Consider the following 19,685-nt stretch of genomic DNA (forward strand, 5'->3'; position numbering starts at 1 on the left):
CGGGCGGAGGAATGGCAAGGGATGACAACGCGATGTGCTGGGATGGATACCTCCTGTTATGCAGTGGTGAAAAAGGAGCTGGCAGGCCGTGTGAGGTCGGGCGAGCAGCGACGAAGCCTGGAAAGGCGAGCGTGTGTTGCGACGATGGCGGGACGAACCACGCCGAAGATGAGGAAGGCTCTGCCCGTGGGTAGGGCGGCACACCGAACGAGCCTGGGTGTGCCTGGGATGGTTCCGTCCGGCGAGCCGGGTCGGCGCTTGCAGGAACCTGCGCCAGGGTTCCGGTGTTCATATCCACCCGCAGGTCGTTGCTGGGCCAGTGTGCCAGGGCATCGTCATGTGCGCAGCCATCAATGCGATGCTGCGCCAACCCGCATTGCTGCTGCAGTTCGGCGGGCCGTCACTGCGGCGGGCAGTGACGGCCCCATCTGTCTCATGCCGAGCCCAGTGGCCCCAACCTTGCAGCAGCGGGCGTATTCTCAGGGGCTGTTGGCAGCATCCCGCTGTCAGCCATGCAGCCGATGATCTGCCCGATAGGCAGCGATGGCGTCTTCAGCATGCGCCGGATCTGTTCCAGATGCCGTTGTGCAACCTCACGCGAGGCAGTTTTTGCGGCTTGGCTGCTGGACGGTGGAGAATGGGCGGGCGGCGAGTCATGCAGGCTGTTGCTGATGGCCTGCACGGATGTCTGCTGCGGGGTAGATTTGCGGGCGGCCCAGAGCTTGAAGACGCCTTCCACGGCCTTCTTGATCAAACCGTAGAGGTAGGCGATGGCGTTGTGCACACCACCTGATTCACAGCGCACGTCCCACTCGGCCAGCACTGCAAGGCGCTTCTCCGGCGGCAAGCCCCTGAGACGCGCGGTGAGAACCCGTTGCTGATCCTGCGGCAGCTGCCGGAAGCGGGCTGGCACATCTGGCCCCAATACCCGCACTTCGGGTTGTGAGCGGTGTGTACGTACTTCTTTTAATACTTCTTTTTCTACAGTACGTACTGCTGTCGCAGATGCCGGAACGGGTTTCGGAATGCCGCCGCTAGCTTCGGGCACGAGGACATCGCGCGCAGTTGAGCCACCAGGACTGCCCGGGCCATGGTCGTCGCCACGGTGCTGTAGGCGCCTGATCCGCTCCTGCATCGTTGCGGGCAGCTTTTCCAACCTGTCCGGATGGCGCATGGCCTCATCGAGAATGGACTGCGCTAGTTGGCGGATCGTCGCGCTGGCGTGGCCGAGCGCCCGTTCCAGCAGCGGCAGGTAGTCTTCGTCCTCCATGCAGGCGTCGTCGAACGCAAGGGGCTGAGTCCGCACCGCGTAGCGGCTGGCCATCGAGAAGCCAGTCATCGGGTTGCGGCGGTACTCGACCAAAGCGATCCAAGTGGACAGCCGCAAGCACAGCACGGCCCTGGACACGGTTTCAAGGGCAGCCCGTTTGCTGCCCGGTGCGCTGGGCAGGTACTTGCGCAGCGCGTCATAGCTGAGGACCACGGTGCCATCGCTGCTGGCCAGCGCACGGAAAGTCAGCCAGGCGTTGCGCTCCAGTGGCGTCAGCCGCTCATCGAGCAACAGGGCTTTCGGGGTGATGATGTCCGAGGTTTGGTGTGACATGGTGAGGCTCCTATCGGTGTCGGCCAACTGGCCAAAGGAGCCGTCATCTCACCCCGGCATCACCGCTGTCGCAGCCAACAATCCGAACTGCGCTTCTCCCGTTTTTCGAGCTGAAGCAGGACAAAACATCCTTGGTCTTCCGAATCAGGAGGTGGGAAAATGAGCCTGTTGCAGCGCATTGGACGTTGGCGGACGTCGATGGCCGGGTTCACTGCATCTGATTAGGCCGTCCGCTGACACATCGCACTGGTAACAGGAGAGCGAGAAGCATCCAGGGAGGGCCATCCGCCGCCATCAAGGGACACGCTTGGTATTTGGGTCCAAGAATAGGTCCAAGCACGTTGCGGGACCGCCATGATTGGATTGAAAATCAACGACATGCGGCAGAAATTCCGCTTCTGCATCGGCAAGTGAAACGACGTGGCGATGCTGTATTCCTCATCCGGACCACCTTGCGTCCCTGGAACGTCGTCTGACGACGGCGTGGCCTGCAGGACTTTAGCGCATCGGCGTCATGCATCCATCGACAAGCGAGCCCCAATGCCTGGAGGCTCCACGCCGGGGTGCGTTACAGCACGCCCGGTAATGCGGTCTGCAATGCGGCGTTCTCTGCGGCACAAGCTGTTGCGGCAGCGGCGGGCAACGGCGTTGCGCGCGCGGTGTCGATTTCCTTGCGGGCCGCGGCCAGGTCTTTCTCGAATGCCGGGTTGCCGTGCAAGGCAGCGACGGTGGCCGCGCCCATGATGCGGCCCTGCAGGACATCGCTCTGCCAATGCACGTTGCAGACCAGGCGGCTGTCGCCGAAGGCACGGCCGCGTGCCAGCAGTGCATCGCGCTGGGCCGGGGCGATTTCCGACAGGATCAATCCCCAGGCCCAGCCGATGGCGGTGTGGCCGGACGGATAGGAGCCATTCTTGCGCAGGCTGGCGTCGTCGTCGGGCGTGCACATCGGCTGCGCGTTGCGCATGAACGGACGCGGGCGCTGGTAGTGCGCCTTGGCGGCGCTGGTGCTGGTGCTGGCGTCGCGCATGCTGCGCTCGAGCAGGCGCAGCAGGTGCGGGGTGGCGGCCTGGTCGACCTGCACGCCGAGCGCGCAACGGAAGGCGCTTGCGGCGGCAGGAAAGCTCAGCACGGCATCCTGTGCAGCCAGATCCCAACGCACTGTGCCGCGCAGGGCGAGCATGGCCTTGGCGAGGGCCTCATCGTTGGCGAGCGCAGCGCTGCCGTCCGCCGGTGGTGGTGGCACCAGGCGCAGGCTGTCGGGCAGCTGTGAGGTGTCCAGGTAACCGCGGGCGTCGGTGGCAATCACCGAGCCTGCCGGCGCGGCCGGTTGCCGTGCACCGGCCATGCCGCTGCCGAGCAATAGCGCGGCGATGGCGACGCCTGCCAGCGTCGGTTGCCAGTGGCGGGCGATGCGGTGGGACATGGGCAACTCCTCGGGACGGCACGACTGCAAGAGCGCGCAGATTACGACGTGCAGATGACAGCTGCATGCCGGCACGACGCAGCTGCGGCGCGGCATGCGCACCGACTGTCGCGGCACTGTCATCTGGTCGTCGTATCGACGCAAGACAGCTGTCGCACGCTTGCCGCCATCTTTTAACGCACCCCCACGCCTGCCATGCCCAAGACTCATCTCCTCAGCGCTGTCGTGCTCGCCGCGCTCGTGTTGTCGCCGGCCGCGCAGGCGGCCGATACACCGGCCGACGTAGCGGCCGATGCCTCCGCCGCCGCGGACACCGTGCAGCAGCTCGATGCGGTGTCGGTGATCGGCCAGGGCGAAACCCGCCAGGTGCAGCGCATCACCCAGCAGGACATTCCGGTGTTGCCGCCGGGCACCAGCATCCAGAAGCTGCTCAACCGCATGCCGGGCGTCAATGTGCAATCCAACGATGCCTTCGGTGCTAACGAAGAGTCGCAGACGATCAGCCTGCGCGGCTTCAACGGCACGCGCCTGGGTTATACGCTCGACGGCCTGCCGCTGGGCGACAACGCCTACGGCAACTACAACGGCCTCAATATCAGCCGCGCGTTGATCGCGGAAAATTTTGGTGGCGTGGAGCTGGCCTCGGGCATCGGTGCGTTGGGCACCGCGTCCACCAGCAACCTGGGTGGCACCATCCAGTATTACTCGGCCGATCCGTCCAGCGTGTTCGGTGGGCAGGTGGCGCAGACCGTGGGTTCGGACGCCAACCGCCGCACCTTCCTGCGCGTGGACACCGGCGATTACAACGGCTTTTCGGCGTACCTGTCGGGCATCAATGCCGAAGCCGACATGTGGGCGCGCCCGGAATCGCCGACCACCACACGGCAGTTCAACGCCAAGGGCGTGTATCAATTCGATGGCGGCAAGCTGACCGCCTTTGCCGATACCTCGCGTACCTCGCAGGCGGATTATTCCTATCTGTCCAAGAGCGGCATGGCGCGCGGCCTGGGCTGGGACTGGAACCTGTATGCGCCGGACTGGAACCGCGCCCTGGCAGCGGCGTACTGCGCGCCGGCCACACGCAATGCGGCGCGCTGCGGCTTCAGTGGCGGCGTGGACAACATCGACGATGCGTACTACCAGAGCCGCGCGCTGCGCGACGACGACCTGTTCTACGTGGCCGGCGACTTCCAACCCAACGATGCGATCAGCCTGCACACCCAGGTTTATCACCACGAAAACAAGGGCCAGGGCCACTGGTGGTCGCCGGGCCAGGCCTCCAATCCGGGTACGCCGCAGGCACTGCCGATCTCCATCCGCAGCACCAACTACTGGATCAACCGCACCGGCGGCATCGCCTCGCTGGGCTGGGACCTGGGCCCGCATCACCTGGAAGCGGGCCTGTGGTACGAGCGCAACCACCACGATGTGGAGCGCAACTTCTACTGGATCGATGGTCCGGTCAGCGACGACACGTTCCTTCAGAATCCCGACCGCCGGTTGTTCTCGCAGAACTACATCATCACCACGCGGCAGTTCTACGTGCAGGGCAGCTTCAAGTTCCTGGACGAGCGTCTGAGCCTGGACCTGGGCATCAAGAGCCCGAGCACCGAAATGACCGCGCGCGAGACGCCGGACGTGGCGGTGGAAGCACCGGTGGCGACCGGCTCGCTCAAGGCCAGCGAATCGGTGTTACCGCAGATCGGGCTGGGCTATCGCATCGCCGAGGGCCAGGAAGTGTTTGCCTCGTACGCGGAGAATATCGCCGCGTTCCAGGGCGGCGGTGCCGGTGGCCCGTTGCTGGTGACGCAGGCGTCGTTCGATGCCAGCGTGGGCGCGCTGGAACCGGAAAAGTCGCGCACGCTGGAAGCCAGTTACCGCTTCGTGCGTGACCGCTTCGAGGCCTCGCTGGTCGGCTACGACGTGACCTTCGACAACCGCCTGCTCTCGCTCAACCCCTGCGCCAGCATCCAGCAGGGCACCACGCCGGCCTGCACCACGCGCTTCTTCAACGTGGGCTCGGTGAGCAGCCGCGGTGGTGAGCTGACGGTGATCTGGAAGCCGACCAGCTACCTGCAGTGGTACAACTCGGCCTCGCTGAACCGTTCCACCTACGACGACAACTACGTGCAGAACGGCGTGGTGATTCCCACCGCCGGCAAGACCACGGTGGACACGCCCAAGCGCATGTTGGCCAGCGAAATCGCCTTCAACTACGCAGGCTGGAACGTCAACCTGCGCGGCAAGTACACCGGTGAGCGCTTCTACACCTACACCAACGACCAGGGCTTTGGCGGCTACACCTCCTTCGATGCCGGCGCCGGCTATGCATTCGGCCAGGTCGGCGTGTTGCAGGCGCTCAAGCTCTCGCTCAATGTCACCAATCTCACCGACAAGCGCTACGCGTCCAACCTCACCGCGTTCGCCAACAGCGATCCGAATGGGCGTCAGCTGGCCTTCCACGCCAGTGCGCCGCGGCAGGTGTTCTTGACCTTGGACGCGAAGTTCTGAGGATGGGAATCGGGAATCGGGAATCGGGAATCGGGAATCGGGAATCGGGAATCGGGAATCGGGAATCGGGAATCGGGAATCGGGAATCGCAAGAGCGGGTTTTGCTGTTGCTCACTGACTTCTGACTTCCGAGGTCCGTCGACTTCGTCGACCGGCGACAGTGGTCAATAAGACGTCACCAGTGGTTGTCGGGCCGGTATGGGTGCGGGATGTACAGTCGTACTTCCCGCGTCGCTCATCGGCCAGGCTTGCCCGGCGGTCATGCGTCGATTCGGTAGCTGTTTTTCGTTGGAGATGGGCATGATGCAGTTCGGTCGTCTTTGGCTGGTGGGAGCGATGATGGTTGGCATGAGCGGCCCGGCGGTTGCCGAGGCACCGTTGGCCAAGACGGTGCAGATCTTTGCGCACCGCGGCGCCAGTGCGTTGCGGCCGGAACACACCTTGGCCTCCTACGCCAAAGCCATTGTCGATGGCGCGGATTTCGTCGAGCCGGATCTGGTGTCCACCAAGGATGGTGTGCTGGTGGCGCGTCACGAGAACGAGATCGGCGGCACCACCGATGTGGTCAACCATCCGGAGTTTGCCGCGCGCAAGACGCGCAAGATCATCGATGGCCAGGCAATGGACGGCTGGTTCACCGAGGACTTCACGCTGGCCGAATTGAAGACCTTGCGCGCACGCGAGCGCTTGCCGCAATTGCGTGGCACGCGCTGGGATGGCCAGTTCCAGATCGTGACCTTGGACGAGATCATCGATTTCTTGGCCGCGCAGTCGGCCGCCACCGGCCGCCCCATCGGACTGATTCCCGAGATCAAGCATCCAAGCTACTTCCAGGCGCTCGGCCTGCCGATGGAAGACAAGGTGCTGGCCACCTTGCAGGCCCATGCCTACACGCGTACCGCGCCAGTTGTGATCCAGTCGTTCGAGACCGGCAATCTGCGCTACCTGCGCGGCAAGATCGGGCGCGCCAGCAACCTCCGCCTGCTGCAGTTGCTGGGCGGCGCGCAGATGCCGCTACCCGATGCGGGCAAGGACGATGCGCCAGGCACATACGCGCAACTGATGACGCCTGCGGGGCTCAAGCAGGTGGCCAGCTACGCCGATGCGATCGGGCCGGACATTCGCGCCATCATTCCGCTGGACACGCAGCAGCGCCTGGGCCAGCCAACCAGCCTGGTGCGCGATGCGCACGCGGTCGGGTTGCAGGTACAGCCGTATACGTTCCGGCCGGAGAATTTTTTCCTGGCCGCGGAAAACCGCAGTAGCGGCCCGGTGACCGAGCGGAACGACGCTGGTGCGTTGGCCGAACTCAAGACCTATCTGGACGCTGGCATCGATGCGTTCTTTGCCGATGATCCGGGTCTGGCGCGGCGTGCGTTGAGCGGGCCACCATCGCGTTAGGCAGCGCCTGTAGGAGCGCACCCGGGCGCGACGAAGCGTTCTCGGGGAAAGCTCCATCGCGCCCGGGTGCGCTCCTACGCAGGGCAGGGCAACGCGGGAACTGCAGCACCACGTTTTCCGAACCGTCGTCCCGGCGTTGCCACAGCACCGGCACCTGACGCGGTGGCGGCGGTTCCAGCATTGCGTGTTCGGAGTTGCTCACCTCCCAGGCAGCGTCGTCGTCCTCGTCTTCCCAGCTGTAGCGCGGCCTGGCCTGCTGTGGGTCGCGCAGGCGCAGCAGCAGGGCGGCAATCAGGCCGGCCACTGCGCCGCCCAGATGCGATTGCCAGGACACGCCGGCTTCGTGCGGCAGGATGGTCACCAGCATACCGCCGTAGAACAGGAAGGCGATCATGCTGGTGGCGATCGCCGGGCGGTCGCGGCGCAGCAAACCCAGCACGAACACCAGGAACATCAGCCCGTGGGTGATGCCGCTGGCGCCCAGATGCCGGCTGCCCGGTGCGCCCAACAACCAGGCGCCCAGCCCCGAGCCCAGCCACAGCAACGGCAGCGACATGGTGGTGGCCCGCGGGTACACGCTGCCGGCCAGGGTGCCCAGGATCAGCAGCGCGGCCGCATTGGCGCCCAGATGCGCGAGCGAGCCGTGCAGCAGCGGGGCGGTGAGGACGCCGATCAGCCCGTCGGCCTGCAGCGGCGCCACTGCCCAGGCGCGCCAGTCGAACCTGCCCTGCGCGGTGAACACCGCCACCAGCAGCAACACGGCGGCCAGGCTGAGATTGAAGGCACGCAGCACCCGCGAGCGGTCCAGGCGGCTCTGGGTGGGATCGGGAGCGAGCGAATGCGTTGTCATGCACTCACGGATGGCGGCGTGGTTTTGTCTTTGCAAGCCCCGGCGGCGCGGGATGACCGGATCCGGCAGCGGGATAATCCCACCGCCAGACCGGATGGCGCCCATCGGTAGTCAGCTCGGGCAAGCCCGACGCGCGTGGCCACGCCTGCAGCGCTACCGATCCCGGCCCAGGGCCGTCAATGCACCGCCTTGGGCGGGCGCAGCAGGCTCAGCACGATGGTGGCGACCAGGATCGCCACCACCACGCCCAGCGACACCAGCACCGGGATCTTGTACAGATCGATGATCATCATCTTGGTACCGATGAACACCAGGATCACCGCCAGTCCGTACGGCAGCAGGTGGAAACGGTCGGCCATGCCGGCCAGCAGGAAGAACATCGCGCGCAGGCCCAGCACGGCGAACACGTTGGAGGTGAGCACGATGAACGGGTCGGTGGTGATCGCGAAGATCGCCGGGATGCTGTCCACCGCGAAGATCACGTCGATCACCGCGATCAGGATCAACACCACGAACAGCGGCGTGAACCAGCGTTTGCCGTCCTTGATCACGCTCAGCAGGTTGCCGTGGTACTGCGGGCTCAGGCGCAGATGGCCGCGCATCCAGCGCAGCACCGGGTTGGCTTCCAGGTCCGGCTCCTTGCCGGCGGAGAACCACATCTTGATGCCGGTCAGCAGCAGGAAGGCGCCGAACACGTACAGCAGCCAATGGAACTTGGCCAGCAGCACCGAGCCGGCGAAGATCATGATCGCGCGCAGGACAATTGCGCCCAGCACGCCGATGATCAGCACGCGCTGGCGCTGTTCCTCGGGCACGCCGAAGTAGGTCATCACCATCAGGAACACGAAGATGTTGTCGACCGCCAGCGACTTCTCGACCAGGTAGCCGGTCAGGAACTCCAGCCCGATGCGGTCGGCTGCCGCATCGCCCATGCTGCCCTGCAGGTACCACCACAGGCCGGCGTTGAAGGCCAGCGCCAGCAGCACCCAGCCGATGCTCCACCAGGTGGCTTCCTTGAAGGTCACCTTGTGGGCACCGCCATGGCGCATCAGCACCAGATCGACCAACAGCGCCACGATCACCACGATCGCGAAGCCGCCCCATAACCAGACATTGCCAATGGTTTGCATACAAGAATCCCGAAAAGTGAAACGACCTGGACAGCCGGTGGGCTGAGGCCTTGTGACACGGAAATCGTGGATTCCGGGTGACGGACCTTCGCCTGCGCGGCGAAGGTCTCGCTCGCAACCGGCCGGGCCGGTTGCCGTTGCACCGGAGCGCCTGTTGGCAGGGCTCGTCATGACGGCGACAACGCTAGAACACCAAACAGAACTACTGCGCGACCGCCAGGCGGGCCCGGTCGGTGCTCGGAATCCTCATGTACCACTCGTACACTGCGGTTCCTGCGCGCCGCCCGAACCCACCTGGCGACCGCTCGCTACGTTCTGTTTGTCGTTCTTGGGAGCTACTCCCCTTCTGCGCCCGATTCTGCGTGGCCGGCGCAGGCACGTCAATCCAGCCGGATACAATGGGCGGATGAATACTCCTGCCCCCGTCGTCCGACTCAAGAGTGCGTGGCGCTCCAGCCACCCGTGGATCTTCCAGAAGCTGGTGGAAAAGCCCGCCGCCAAGCCCAAACCCGGCACCATCGTCGATGTGGTCGGCGTGGACGGGGAGTGGATCGGCCGCGGCTTCTACAACGGCCACTCGCGCATCGCCGTGCGCATCCTGGAAACCGACCAGGCGGTGCCGGTGGATGCGGGCTGGTTCGCGCGCAAGATCGCCGCGGCAGTGAGCCTGCGCCGCGACTGGCTCAAGCTCGACGCGGTGTCCGATGCCTGGCGCGTGGTGCATAGCGAAGGCGATGGCCTGTCCGGCCTGGTGGTGGATCGCTACGGCGACCTGGTGGTGGTGGAGTTCTTCGCCGCCGGCATGTTCCGTCACCGCGACTGGATCTACGAGGCGCTGCGCGAGCAGTTCCCGGGCTGCCGCTTCCACAGCTTTGCCGACGAACACGTGCAGAAGCAGGAAAGCTTCGATTTCCACGGCAACACCACCACCGAAGCGGCGGTGATCACCGAGCACGGCATCAAGTTCCGCGCCGACCCGGCCGGTGCGCACAAGACCGGCTTCTTCGCCGACCAGCGCGAGAACCGCCAGTGGCTGAGCGAGCAGGTCGAAGGCAAGAGCGTGCTGGACCTGTGCTGCAATACCGGCGGGTTTGCGGTGTATGCGGCCGCGCGCGGCGCGGCCGAGGTGCTGGGCGTGGACATCGACGAAGACGTCATCGCCATCGCCAAGGGCAACGCCAAGCTCAACAACGTGCGGCCCAAGTTCGTGCAGGCCGACATCTTCCCGTGGCTGCGCGATGCGGCCAATCGCGGCGAGCAGTTCGATGTGGTGATCCTGGACCCGGCCAAGATGACCCGCGATCGCGAGCAGGTGATCCCCGCGCTGAAGAAGTACCTGGACATGAACAAGCTGGCGCTGGGCGTGGTCAAGCCCGGTGGCCTGTTCGCCACCTTCTCGTGCACTGGTCTGGTGGCCGAGCAGGAGTTTCTGGACATGCTGCGGCGCGCCTCGTATTTCTCCGGGCGCACCATCCAGATTCTGAAAGTGGCCGGTGCCGGCCCCGATCATCCGTTCATGGCGCATGTGCAGGAATCGCGCTACCTCAAGGCGGTGTTCTGCCGGGTGGTGTGATAGCGGTCGCTGTGAGGCAGCGGGCAATGCATGATGCCCGCCGCTTGCGTGTGCAGGTTGGTGGCAGTGCAGGAGCGGTCGCCTTGAGGATGACGCCACGCCGTGGCGGCGCTCCGCGCAGGCAGCAGTGCAGGGCGGGCCTCACGCCTGCGCGCCGCATCGCGTGGCCTGCGATGGTGCATGCAGCGCGGGCGCTGCTGTCATCGGGATCGCCCAACCAAGGCAATGCCGGTGCGCGCTGGCACTGCTCGATCGCCGCACGCGGCAGCCGTGAGTTCAACGCAGACATTCACTAGGGAGCGGCAGTCGATGAGGTCCAGCGACGAAGACGAACGCAAGGCCCTGCGCCGGTTGCTGCGCGAGATCGAGCGGCCCAATGCCAGCCTGCTGGCCAGCAACTGGCCGGTGTTCGGCGTGTGGCTGCTGTTTTCCGGTGCCTTCATGTACTTGTTCCAGACCGGCGACGGTTCGCCGCTGCACCCGCTGCTGCTGGCGCTGGGGTCGACCTGTCTGGGCGTGTTCGGTGCGTGGATCGTGTTCCGCTCGGTGTGGGCGCGTCAGTGGCCGCATGTGCGCGAGCACATCGACGTGGACAGCGTACGTACGCGGCTGGCAGAGCTGGGCGATTGAGCTGCAGCACGCGTGGGCTTGCACGCGTGCTGCAGGTTGCAAGGTCATCGCCTCACTGCACACTCACCAACCGGCGGGACGCGCGGTGATCTCCGGCACTGCCTGGCGCAGGTCTGCGCCGAACTCGGGGTTGCGCATCGTTTCGCCATCGGCATAACCGTAGAACACGCCTTGCGTCGGCGTGGTGCCTTCGCGCAATTCCAGATCGCCGCGCACCTGGGTGGTACCGGCGATGCTGACCGTGCCGAATGCGCCCGGGCCCATGAACACGGTGTTGGCCTGGGCGTTGGCGCCGATGGTGGCGCCCGGATGCCACACGGTCAGCCCGCCGACCACGGCGTTGCCCTGCACGGTGCCGCCCATCACCGTGGCATGGCCGTCGATGCGTGCATTGCCCAGCACGCTGCCGGCCAGTACCCGTGCAAATGGGCCCACGTAGGCGGTGGAAGCGACATTGGCGGTATTGGCAATCCAGCCGCCGCCATTGGCGTGACGGCGGCCCACCGGGGTTGGCGTGGGCGCGTTGGGCTGGCTGCCGGCCGGGGCGGCATTGGTCAGCGTCACGCTCCACGGGTAGCGGTAGATCGCGTAGTACGACTGGTCCCACTTGATCTTCTGCATGGCGCTGGGCGCACCCATCACCATCAGGTACACCGCGCGGTCGCCACTCTTCAACGCTACGGTGACGGTGGCCTTGGCGCCACGCTGCAGCGTGCTGTAACGCGCCTTGCCGGCACTGTCGATGGTGACCACGCCCCAGCGCCAGTCCGAATCCGGCAGCGGGATGCTGGTCGGGTCGGTGGCCAGGCCGGGCAGGGTGGCCACCGCCGGGGCGCTCTGCACCTGGCCTTCGAACGCAACCTGCAGGCTGCTGGCGCCGCTGGCCGGAATCAGCTGCACCAGGTTGTAGCCCCAGCGCTGTGGCGCCCACTCGAACGGCACGCGATAGCGATTGGTCTGGCCGGCCACCGGATCGAGCACGGTCATGCGCAGCGCGCGGTCGCGGTTGTCCCAGTCCTGCGGACGCTGCGGATTGAACGCCAGGTTGCTGCCATAGCGTGCACGGTACAACGCGCCCTGGTCGCTGCCATCGGGGTTGGTGTAGTCCCAGTTGACGTTGCGCATGGCCCAGTCGCCGAACACATCGTTCATCTGCGACTGGCTCCAGCCCATGTTGGCCTTGATCACCGAAAACGGATCGGCGGTGCGCTGGCCGGCGTCGCCGGGCTTGGGCGCCTTGGCCCACAGGTCGTTGATGATGGCGTAGCCGAAGCGATTCTTCAGGTACTCCATGAACTGCCAGTTGCAGTAGCGATCGCGGGTGGAGCCCAGATACACGTGCGGGTAGTTCACCAGCATGCTCGAGCAATGCACATCGCTGGCATGGAATTCCGGCAATTGGTGAGTCATCCAGTTGGCGTGCGATTCCCAGATCCAGCCGCTGTAGTCGGAGTCGCGCATGCCCTGGGTCTGGCCCTGCAAGGCGTGGGTGAGCTCGTGCGCCAGCCCCCAGTGGTCGCGCAGGCCGCCCGGTGCCATCCACATGCCCATGCCGCCGCTGCCGGTGACGCCACCGCTCAGGCCGAAGCTCGGATCCAGGTGCACGCTGGCCTTGTACTTGGTGGCGCTGGTGCAGGACGGCTCGGGGAATTGCAGGCGGTTGATGAAGGTGTCCCAGACCAGTTCCAGATGCTCGCCGGCGGCGCGCACGTCGGCGCTGGCCACGCCGTCGCCATTCCAGCGGAACGCAAAATGCGCGGTTTCGTAGCGCACCGGCGGCATGCCGGCTTCGTTGGTGCGGGCGACCCAGCTGCCGGCGGTGCAGGCTGCGCTGGCGGTGGAGGCCGCGCCCAGGCCGGCGGCGATCAGGGCAAGACTCAACAAGCGCCGGGGCAGCGCGCGCGATGCGATGGACATGGGAGTTCTCGTGGAAAGATGGGTGCACACGCCCGCAACGCCCGCAAAAACGCGCGGCGCTGTTGAGCTTTGGAGGGGGAATGGCGGTCGCTGGATGCGGCGGCCGCGCAAGTGTGCGCAGCGGCGGACGCGGCGCAATTGATCTGGATATGTATTTTTCAGAATTGCAACGAACTACGCGCTCGCGGTGTGGCGCGGGTTGGACTTGTGCGTCTGCTGGGTGGTGGCCGCGAGCGGTTGGGCGATCACCGTGCGAGGAATGACGCGCGGCCTCGTTCGCGCCGGTACGCTCCTGGCCGGCCGCGGGTGGCTGGCGTTGGCGACGAACGTGCGTCGTTGCGCCAGGCCAGACCCGGTGGCCATGGTCACCGGGTTGGGCGTTTGCACAAAACGCGGCAGATATCGGCCCTCCGTTGCCGCCGCCCTGCCGAAGATCTCAGGAAAAAGCGCCAACTAGAATGCGTTCACCCCCTGTGTGGTGCGGACGCTGCGGCGCCCTGCATCTGGCGCCGACCGACCCCCTGGAGCGTGCGATGACCCCAGCCTCCCGGCCCCTGCCGCCCCCCGACGGCCTGGACCCCACCTACCGCAAGATCCTGTGGCGGCTGATCCCGTTCCTGTTCGTCTGCTATCTGTTCAATTACCTGGACCGGGTCAACGTGGGGTTTGCCAAGTTGCAGATGCTGGGCGATCTGGGCATGAGCGAGACGGTCTACGGGCTGGGGGCCGGCATCTTCTTCATCGGCTACCTGGCCTGCGGGGTGCCCAGCAACCTGATCCTGCAGCGCATCGGCGCGCGCCGATGGGTGGCGATCATGATGGTCAGCTGGGGCCTGCTCTCCACTTGCCTGCTGTTCGTGCGCACCCCGGCCGGGTTCTACACGCTGCGCCTGCTCACCGGTGCAGCCGAGGCGGGCTTCTTTCCCGGCATCGTGCTGTACCTGACGCGCTGGTTCCCGCGCGCCCGGCATGGCCGGGTCATGACCGTCTTCATGTCGGTCATCCCGATCTCCGGCGTGCTGGGTGGGCCGCTGTCGGGCTGGATCCTGAGCCACTTCTCGGCCGGGCAGGGCGGGCTGGCCGGCTGGCAATGGATGTTCCTGCTGCAGGGCCTGCCCACGGTGGTGCTGGGGGTGGGGGTGTGGTTCCTGCTCAGCGACGGCGTGCAGCAGGCCGGCTGGCTGGATGCCGGCGAGAAACAGGCGCTGGGCCGTGCGCTGGCCGAAGACGAGGCGCGCAAGCCGGCCGGTGCATCCGGCTCGCTGGGCGCGGTGCTGCGCAACCTGGCGGTGTGGCTGCTGGGCACGGTGTACTTCTGCATCCAGAGCGGGGTGTACGCGATCAACTTCTGGCTGCCGTCGATCATCCAGGGCGGCGGCGTCACCGATCCCACCCGGATGCGCCGCCGGCCTGCTCCCCAGCGAGGACCCGCATGAAGATCGTGATCGCCCCGGACTCCTACAAGGAAAGCCTGTCTGCGCTGGAGGTGGCCACCCAGATCGAGGTCGGCTTCCGCGAGGTGTTTCCCGACTGGCAGTACCGCAAGGTGCCGGTGGCCGATGGCGGCGAAGGCACGGTCGACGCGTTGGTGGCGGCCACTGGCGGCCGGGTGGTGGCTTGCGCCGTCAGCGGCCCGCTGGGCACGCCGGTGCCGGCGTTCTTCGGCGTGACCGGCGATGGCCGCACCGCGGTGATCGAGATGGCCGCCGCCAGCGGCCTGGCCCTGGTGCCGGTGGCCGAGCTGATCGTGGCCGCGCTGGATGCCGGTGCGCGGCGTTTCATCATCGGCATCGGCGGCAGCGCCACCAACGACGGCGGCGCCGGCATGGCGCAGGCGCTGGGCGCGCGGTTGCTGGATGCGCAGGGCGAGTCGATCGGCCCCGGCGGCGGCGCGCTGGCGACGCTGGCCCGCATCGACACGCAGGACCTGGACCCGCGGCTGCAGGACTGCCACATCGAAGTGGCCTGCGACGTGGACAACCCGCTGATCGGCCCGACCGGCGCCTCGGCGGTGTTCGGCCCGCAGAAGGGCGCCACCGCGGACACGGTGCGCCAGCTCGATGCCAACCTGCAGCACTACGCCGACCTGCTGGAGCGCGACCTCGGCCTGCGCCTGCATGACCTGCCCGGCGGCGGCGCGGCTGGTGGGCTGGGCGCGGGGTTGGTGGCCTTCCTGGGCGCGCAGCTGCGGCCCGGGGTGGAAATCGTGGCCCAGGCGCTGGGGCTGGAGGCACTCATCGGCCAGGCCGATCTGGTGATCACCGGCGAAGGCCGGCTGGACAGCCAGAGCCTGCACGGCAAGACCCCGGTGGGCGTGGCGCAGCTGGCGCAGCGGCATGCCAAACCGGTGATCGCCATCGCCGGCTGCCTGGGCACTGGCGCCGGGCTGCTGCATGGCCATGGCATCGATGCGATGTTCGCGGTGGTGCACCGCGCCTGCACGGTGGAGCAGGCGCTGGCCGAGGCGGCCGGCAATGTACGCATCGCCGCGCGCAACGTGGCCGCCGCGCTGCAGGTGGGCCGCGCGCTGTCGGCGTGGGCCTGACTGGCGACCCGCAACGGATCGGCCAGCAGGCCGAGCTGGTGCGCAGGGCGGCCGAGGCCATGCTGGAACAGGCCGGCCTGCTGCGCCTGTTGGCCCGCGATGCGCGCCTGCGCGAAGAGGTCACCCTTGGCCTGGTGCGTGCCGACGGCCCCACGCCGGCACTGGCCGGCCGGGCCGAGCGGCTGGGCATCGCGCTGGACCTGCCGCGCGTGGCCGCGGTCATCGAGGTGGAAAGCGACACCCTGGACCTGGACGCCATGCTGGTGGAGCTGCAGCGCCTGCACACCCTGCTGTCCACGCCCGAGCGCGGCACCCTGATCGCCGCCACCGCGCTCAACGAGCTGGTGGTGCTCAAGCCGGCGCTGGACCGCCGCGGCCGCTGGGACGTGGACGAACAACGCCGCCGCGCGCACCTTGCTGGAACGCATGCGCGCCAGCAGCCCGCTGCGCATCTGCCTGGCGCCGGGCCAGTATTTCCCATAGCCCAACGGGCTGGCGCTGTCGCACCGGATCGCGCGCACCACCATGCGCATCGGCAAGGCCCGCCACCCGCAGGCCGACGCGTGCTTCTACAATGATTACCGGCTGCCGGTGCTGGTGGACGACGCGCCAGGCCTGGCAGGCCGACGAGTCGCGCCAGCCGCTGCAGGCCTTGCTGGCGCAGGAGCGCCGCGGCCAGTCGCTGGCGACCCTGGCCACCTGGGTCGACTGCGGCATGCGCATGGCGCCCACCGCCCAGGCGCTGGGCATCCACCGCAACACCCTGGATTACCGCATGCAGCGTATCCAGACCTGTGCGCGGTGGACCTGGGCCGCACCGAAGACTGCATGCGGCTGTACACCTGGCGCTGCAGATGCGCGATGGGCCGCGCGCCCCCGATGCGGTGGAGTAAGCGCCGATGCTGCCGGGCATGGCGGCACGCAGCTGCCTGGCCATGCACGCTGCGCGTGGCGCAGGCACGGCGGTAGCGGCGGACTGAGCTGGCTCGGCTAGACTGCGGCGATGACCTTCGCCGAGCGATCCTTCCCTTGAATCCGCGCGACGCCGTACCGTCCATCCCGCCTGGCGAAGCCGAGCGTCTGGCCCGCCTGGCGTTGTTGCAGGTGCTCGATACCGAGTCCGAACCGTTCTTCGATGCGCTGGCCGCCGCCGCGCAAGCCATCGCCGGCACGCCGATCGCGCTGGTGTCGCTGGTGGACGAACATCGGCAGTGGTGGAAGGCCAACATCGGCGTGCCGGGCGCGTCCGAGACCCCGCGCGAGCTGGCGTTCTGCGCCCACGCCATCCAGGACGATGCGGTGATGGAGGTGCCCGATGCGCCGGCCGATCCGCGCTTCAGCCACAACGCCCTGGTCACCGATGCGCCCGGCATCCGCTATTACGCCGGTGCGCCGATCGTGCTGTCCGATGGTCTGCGCATGGGCACGGTGTGCGTGATCGACAAGCGCCCACGGCAGTTGCTGCCGGCCCAGCTGGAGGCCTTGCAGCAACTGGCCAGGGTGGCTGCCGAAGGGCTGGAACAGCGGCGCGAGATGCTCGAGCGCGCCGACACCAATGCCCGGCTCGAGCAACGGCTGCGCGAGAGCGAGGCGTTCCTGGAACGTACCGGGCGGGTGGCCGGCGTGGGTGGCTGGGAAGTGGATGTCGGCACCGGCACGCTGACCTGGTCGGACGAGACCTGCCGGATGCACGACCTGCCACCGGGCTACCAGCCCACCCTTGGCGAGGCCATTGCCTTCTATCCGCTGGAAGCGCGCGCGGTGATCACCGAGGCGGTGGACACCTGCGTCAACCAGGGCATTCCCTGGGACCTGGAGCTGCCGCTGATCGGCAGCACCGGCCGCCACCTGTGGGTGCACAGCACCGGCGCGGTGGAACATGTGGATGGCCGCATGCGCCTGATCGGCGCGATCCAGGACGTCACCGACCGCCACCGTGCAGTGGATGCGCTGGCCGCCAGCGAACGCAAGTTCCGCAAGATGTTCCAGTACAGCCTGGGCCTGATCTGTACCCACGACATGGATGGCCAGCTGGTCAGCGTGAACCCGGCGGCGGCACGCTCGCTGGGCCGCAGCGTGGAGGAGATGGAGGGCTGCTCGCTGTTCGAGCTGATCCGCACGGAGCGGCATGACGGCCTGCGCGGCTATCTCTCGCGCATGGTGCTCGATGGCCAGGATTCGGGGGTGATCGAGCTGGTGGCCCGCGATGGTAGCCTGCGTCACTGGAAATACCACAACGTGCTCGACGTGGAGGCCGATGCCACCATGGTGCTGGCGCATGCCCAGGACATCACCAATCAGCACCAGCAGGAAAAACAGCTGCTGGAATGGTCGTTCACCGACCCGCTGACCAATTGCTTCAACCGCCGCTTCCTGGACGACCTGGACAAGCGCGACGCCAGCGTGCGCTGGGGCTGCGTGGTGGTGGATCTGGACAAGTTCAAACTGGTCAACGACACCTACGGCCACCAGCGAGGTGATGAGGTGCTGGTGCAGATGGCCTGGTTCCTCAATGACCCGCTGCGTCGCCAGGACCACCTGGTGCGGCTGGGCGGCGATGAATTTCTGGTGCTGCTGCACGAGGCCAGCGAGCCGCAGCTGGAAGCGCTGGTGCGCAGCTACCTCGCGGGCAGCGACGAGGCGCCGATCCTGTTCACCCTGGGCACCGCCTTGCGTCAGCCGGGCGAGACACTGACCGCAGTGGTCGACCGGGCCGACCGTTCGCTCTACGCGACCCGGCGCGCGCGACGCGGCACGGGCGTCAACGACGCGCGTTAGCTGTGATCTCTCAGTAGGTTGTTCATCCAGGGCCGATCTGGAAGATGGGGGTTACCACACCAACCCAGCCCCCAGGAGCCCCGGATGACGTCGATGCCTGCGACGTTCACCCGCGGGTCGTCGCCAAGCGCGCCCTAGCGCTCAACGCCGTCGCGCTCATCCTTTTCCACGATCGCCCAAGCGGAAATCCCGAGCCAAGCGGACCGCAAGGTCACCGAGCGTCTGCAGCAGGCGCTGGCACTTCTCGACATCCGGGTACTCGACCCCCTGGTCATCGGCGACCGGAAGAGCGTCAGCTTGGCGGCAAGGGGGTGGGCATAGCCCACCCCTCACCGATGTAGTCCGCCGTCATCGACGCGAGCATGCGGCGAGCGCATGTTCTGCACTCCAAGGGAAGCCCCGGAGGCGGGATGGCTGCCTGCAACGCGCTGATGCTCCTTAGTTTTTGGGATCGCTAGACCTGCCCGTGTCTAGCCAGTGCAAAGTAGGTAAGCTCTTCTTGAAGAGGACGCAGCGCCAACATGGATAGGAAGTAACGCATGGTAGAGACGACCGAGAACCAGCCAAAGCCCGGGGAATTCTTTACCCTTGAGCCCGATGCGCTCAGGGGCGGCCCCGGGCACGGTGTAGTGTTTGAGAACCGCAAAGCTCTGATCACTCCGCCTCGGCTCATCTTGCGGCCAGAAGAGGGAGGCTTCCCGCCGCTTCGAGAGATTCCGCGCCTGGTTTACCACCCCAACGAGGGGGCTTTGCCCCAAGACCTAGAAGGCGGATTTAGCGGCTATTGGCTGATGTCCGAAAGGCTCCGCAAGGTGATGGATTCTGTGGACCCCAATGCGTTCGTCTTTGTGGAGGCCGACTATCGACTTGCGGATGGCTCAGCGGGTCCGATGTTCTTCCTCTGCGATGTGGTGCGAACAGTAGATGCTCTCGACGAAGATGTTTCTCAGCTCAACATCATCATCAGCGATGAGTTTGTTGAGGGGAAGTATTACGACCTGACCGGTGATGTGCGCCTCGCTTTCAAGAAAGATGTTCTCGGTTCGGCTCATGTCTTCCGTTTGCCTTATCACGGCATGGTCTTCTGCGACCGCGTATTCAAGCATGCTGTCGAGGCTGCAGGCATTGGTGACCAAAGCGGGTCCGATGGGCTTTGGTTTGATGACGTGGTGGATAGCTAGGTCCCGCAAAGAGACAACGAGAACGGAATCCGAGCCATTTCTAACTATCAGACCTTCTCCTAGAGCGAGCAGCACAGTGTTGCCCTTTTGCCTTCTTGTCTGCCCAGGTCGGCGATCGGGACGGTAGACTCTGCCCGACT

Annotated in this window: 11 protein-coding genes, 1 other RNA gene and 4 pseudogenes; 11 read left to right on the forward strand and 5 right to left on the reverse strand. The window is 66.4% G+C overall.

Annotation, left to right across the window (positions count from 1 at the left end; genetic code table 11):
• Nucleotides 1-433: 433 nt before the first annotated feature.
• Together XCSCFBP4642_RS0101010 and XCSCFBP4642_RS0101015 are read right to left on the reverse strand one after the other, a co-directional pair.
• Complete coding sequence (locus XCSCFBP4642_RS0101010) at nucleotides 434-1,603, reverse strand: STY4528 family pathogenicity island replication protein (protein ID WP_029218152.1); 1,170 nt, start codon at nucleotides 1,601-1,603, stop codon at nucleotides 434-436.
• A gap of 568 nt (nucleotides 1,604-2,171) precedes the next feature.
• Nucleotides 2,172-3,029, reverse strand: a complete 858-nt coding sequence (locus tag XCSCFBP4642_RS0101015; RefSeq protein WP_029218153.1) for an acid phosphatase — start codon at nucleotides 3,027-3,029, stop codon at nucleotides 2,172-2,174.
• Nucleotides 3,030-3,224: 195 nt separating this feature from the next.
• Between XCSCFBP4642_RS0101015 and XCSCFBP4642_RS0101020 the strand changes: the two genes are divergently transcribed.
• Nucleotides 3,225-5,540 (forward strand): TonB-dependent receptor, encoded by a 2,316-nt coding sequence (locus XCSCFBP4642_RS0101020; protein WP_029218154.1) that lies wholly within the window; start codon nucleotides 3,225-3,227, stop codon nucleotides 5,538-5,540.
• A 300-nt stretch (nucleotides 5,541-5,840) separates the two neighbouring features.
• Nucleotides 5,841-6,941, forward strand: coding sequence for a glycerophosphodiester phosphodiesterase (locus XCSCFBP4642_RS0101025; RefSeq protein WP_029218155.1), 1,101 nt, complete (start codon nucleotides 5,841-5,843; stop codon nucleotides 6,939-6,941).
• A gap of 94 nt (nucleotides 6,942-7,035) precedes the next feature.
• On the opposite strand, the pseudogene XCSCFBP4642_RS26095 reads toward XCSCFBP4642_RS0101025, so the two are convergent.
• Nucleotides 7,036-7,906, reverse strand: a pseudogene (locus XCSCFBP4642_RS26095) (rhomboid family intramembrane serine protease); the annotation flags it as partial.
• Nucleotides 7,907-7,967: 61 nt separating this feature from the next.
• The gene (locus tag XCSCFBP4642_RS0101035; RefSeq protein WP_029218157.1) at nucleotides 7,968-8,921 is read right to left on the reverse strand and encodes a TerC family protein; all 954 of its coding nucleotides are present in this window, start codon (nucleotides 8,919-8,921) and stop codon (nucleotides 7,968-7,970) included.
• A 248-nt stretch (nucleotides 8,922-9,169) separates the two neighbouring features.
• Here XCSCFBP4642_RS0101035 and XCSCFBP4642_RS26105 point away from each other — a divergent pair.
• From XCSCFBP4642_RS26105 to XCSCFBP4642_RS0101050, 3 genes are all read left to right on the forward strand, one after another.
• Nucleotides 9,170-9,245: non-coding RNA, sX9 sRNA (locus tag XCSCFBP4642_RS26105), on the forward strand.
• Between the two features lie 82 nt (nucleotides 9,246-9,327).
• Entirely contained in the window at nucleotides 9,328-10,494 is a 1,167-nt protein-coding gene (locus XCSCFBP4642_RS0101040) for a class I SAM-dependent rRNA methyltransferase (protein WP_029218158.1), read from the forward strand.
• Nucleotides 10,495-10,803: 309 nt separating this feature from the next.
• Nucleotides 10,804-11,124 carry a hypothetical protein gene (locus XCSCFBP4642_RS0101050; RefSeq protein ID WP_029218159.1) on the forward strand — a complete coding sequence of 107 codons (321 nt, stop codon included), beginning with the start codon at nucleotides 10,804-10,806 and terminating at the stop codon, nucleotides 11,122-11,124.
• Nucleotides 11,125-11,187: 63 nt separating this feature from the next.
• On the opposite strand, the gene XCSCFBP4642_RS0101055 is transcribed toward XCSCFBP4642_RS0101050, so the two are convergent.
• Nucleotides 11,188-13,041 (reverse strand): Svx/AvrXca family virulence/avirulence protein, encoded by a 1,854-nt coding sequence (locus XCSCFBP4642_RS0101055; protein ID WP_029218160.1) that lies wholly within the window; start codon nucleotides 13,039-13,041, stop codon nucleotides 11,188-11,190.
• Between the two features lie 533 nt (nucleotides 13,042-13,574).
• Between XCSCFBP4642_RS0101055 and XCSCFBP4642_RS23670 the strand changes: the two are divergent.
• The 6 genes and pseudogenes from XCSCFBP4642_RS23670 to XCSCFBP4642_RS0101080 form a co-directional block, all read left to right on the forward strand.
• Nucleotides 13,575-14,441 (forward strand): annotated as a pseudogene (locus XCSCFBP4642_RS23670) (MFS transporter); the annotation flags it as partial.
• A gap of 32 nt (nucleotides 14,442-14,473) precedes the next feature.
• On the forward strand, nucleotides 14,474-15,586 hold the full coding sequence (locus XCSCFBP4642_RS23675) for a glycerate kinase (RefSeq protein ID WP_033897869.1): 1,113 nt from the start codon (nucleotides 14,474-14,476) through the stop codon (nucleotides 15,584-15,586).
• Nucleotides 15,565-16,479, forward strand: a pseudogene (locus XCSCFBP4642_RS23680) (helix-turn-helix domain-containing protein); the annotation flags it as partial. The gene XCSCFBP4642_RS23675 and the pseudogene XCSCFBP4642_RS23680, both read left to right, overlap by 22 nt.
• A 136-nt stretch (nucleotides 16,480-16,615) precedes the next feature.
• Nucleotides 16,616-18,364 (forward strand): sensor domain-containing diguanylate cyclase, encoded by a 1,749-nt coding sequence (locus XCSCFBP4642_RS0101075; RefSeq protein ID WP_029218161.1) that lies wholly within the window; start codon nucleotides 16,616-16,618, stop codon nucleotides 18,362-18,364.
• Between the two features lie 89 nt (nucleotides 18,365-18,453).
• A pseudogene (locus XCSCFBP4642_RS26115) lies at nucleotides 18,454-18,685 on the forward strand (JAB domain-containing protein); the annotation flags it as partial.
• 218 nt (nucleotides 18,686-18,903) lie between these two features.
• Complete coding sequence (locus XCSCFBP4642_RS0101080; RefSeq protein WP_029218162.1) at nucleotides 18,904-19,545, forward strand: DUF1629 domain-containing protein; 642 nt, start codon at nucleotides 18,904-18,906, stop codon at nucleotides 19,543-19,545.
• Nucleotides 19,546-19,685: the final 140 nt, after the last annotated feature.

The organism is Xanthomonas cassavae CFBP 4642, assembly GCF_000454545.1.
Taxonomy (GTDB): Bacteria; Pseudomonadota; Gammaproteobacteria; order Xanthomonadales; family Xanthomonadaceae; genus Xanthomonas; species Xanthomonas cassavae.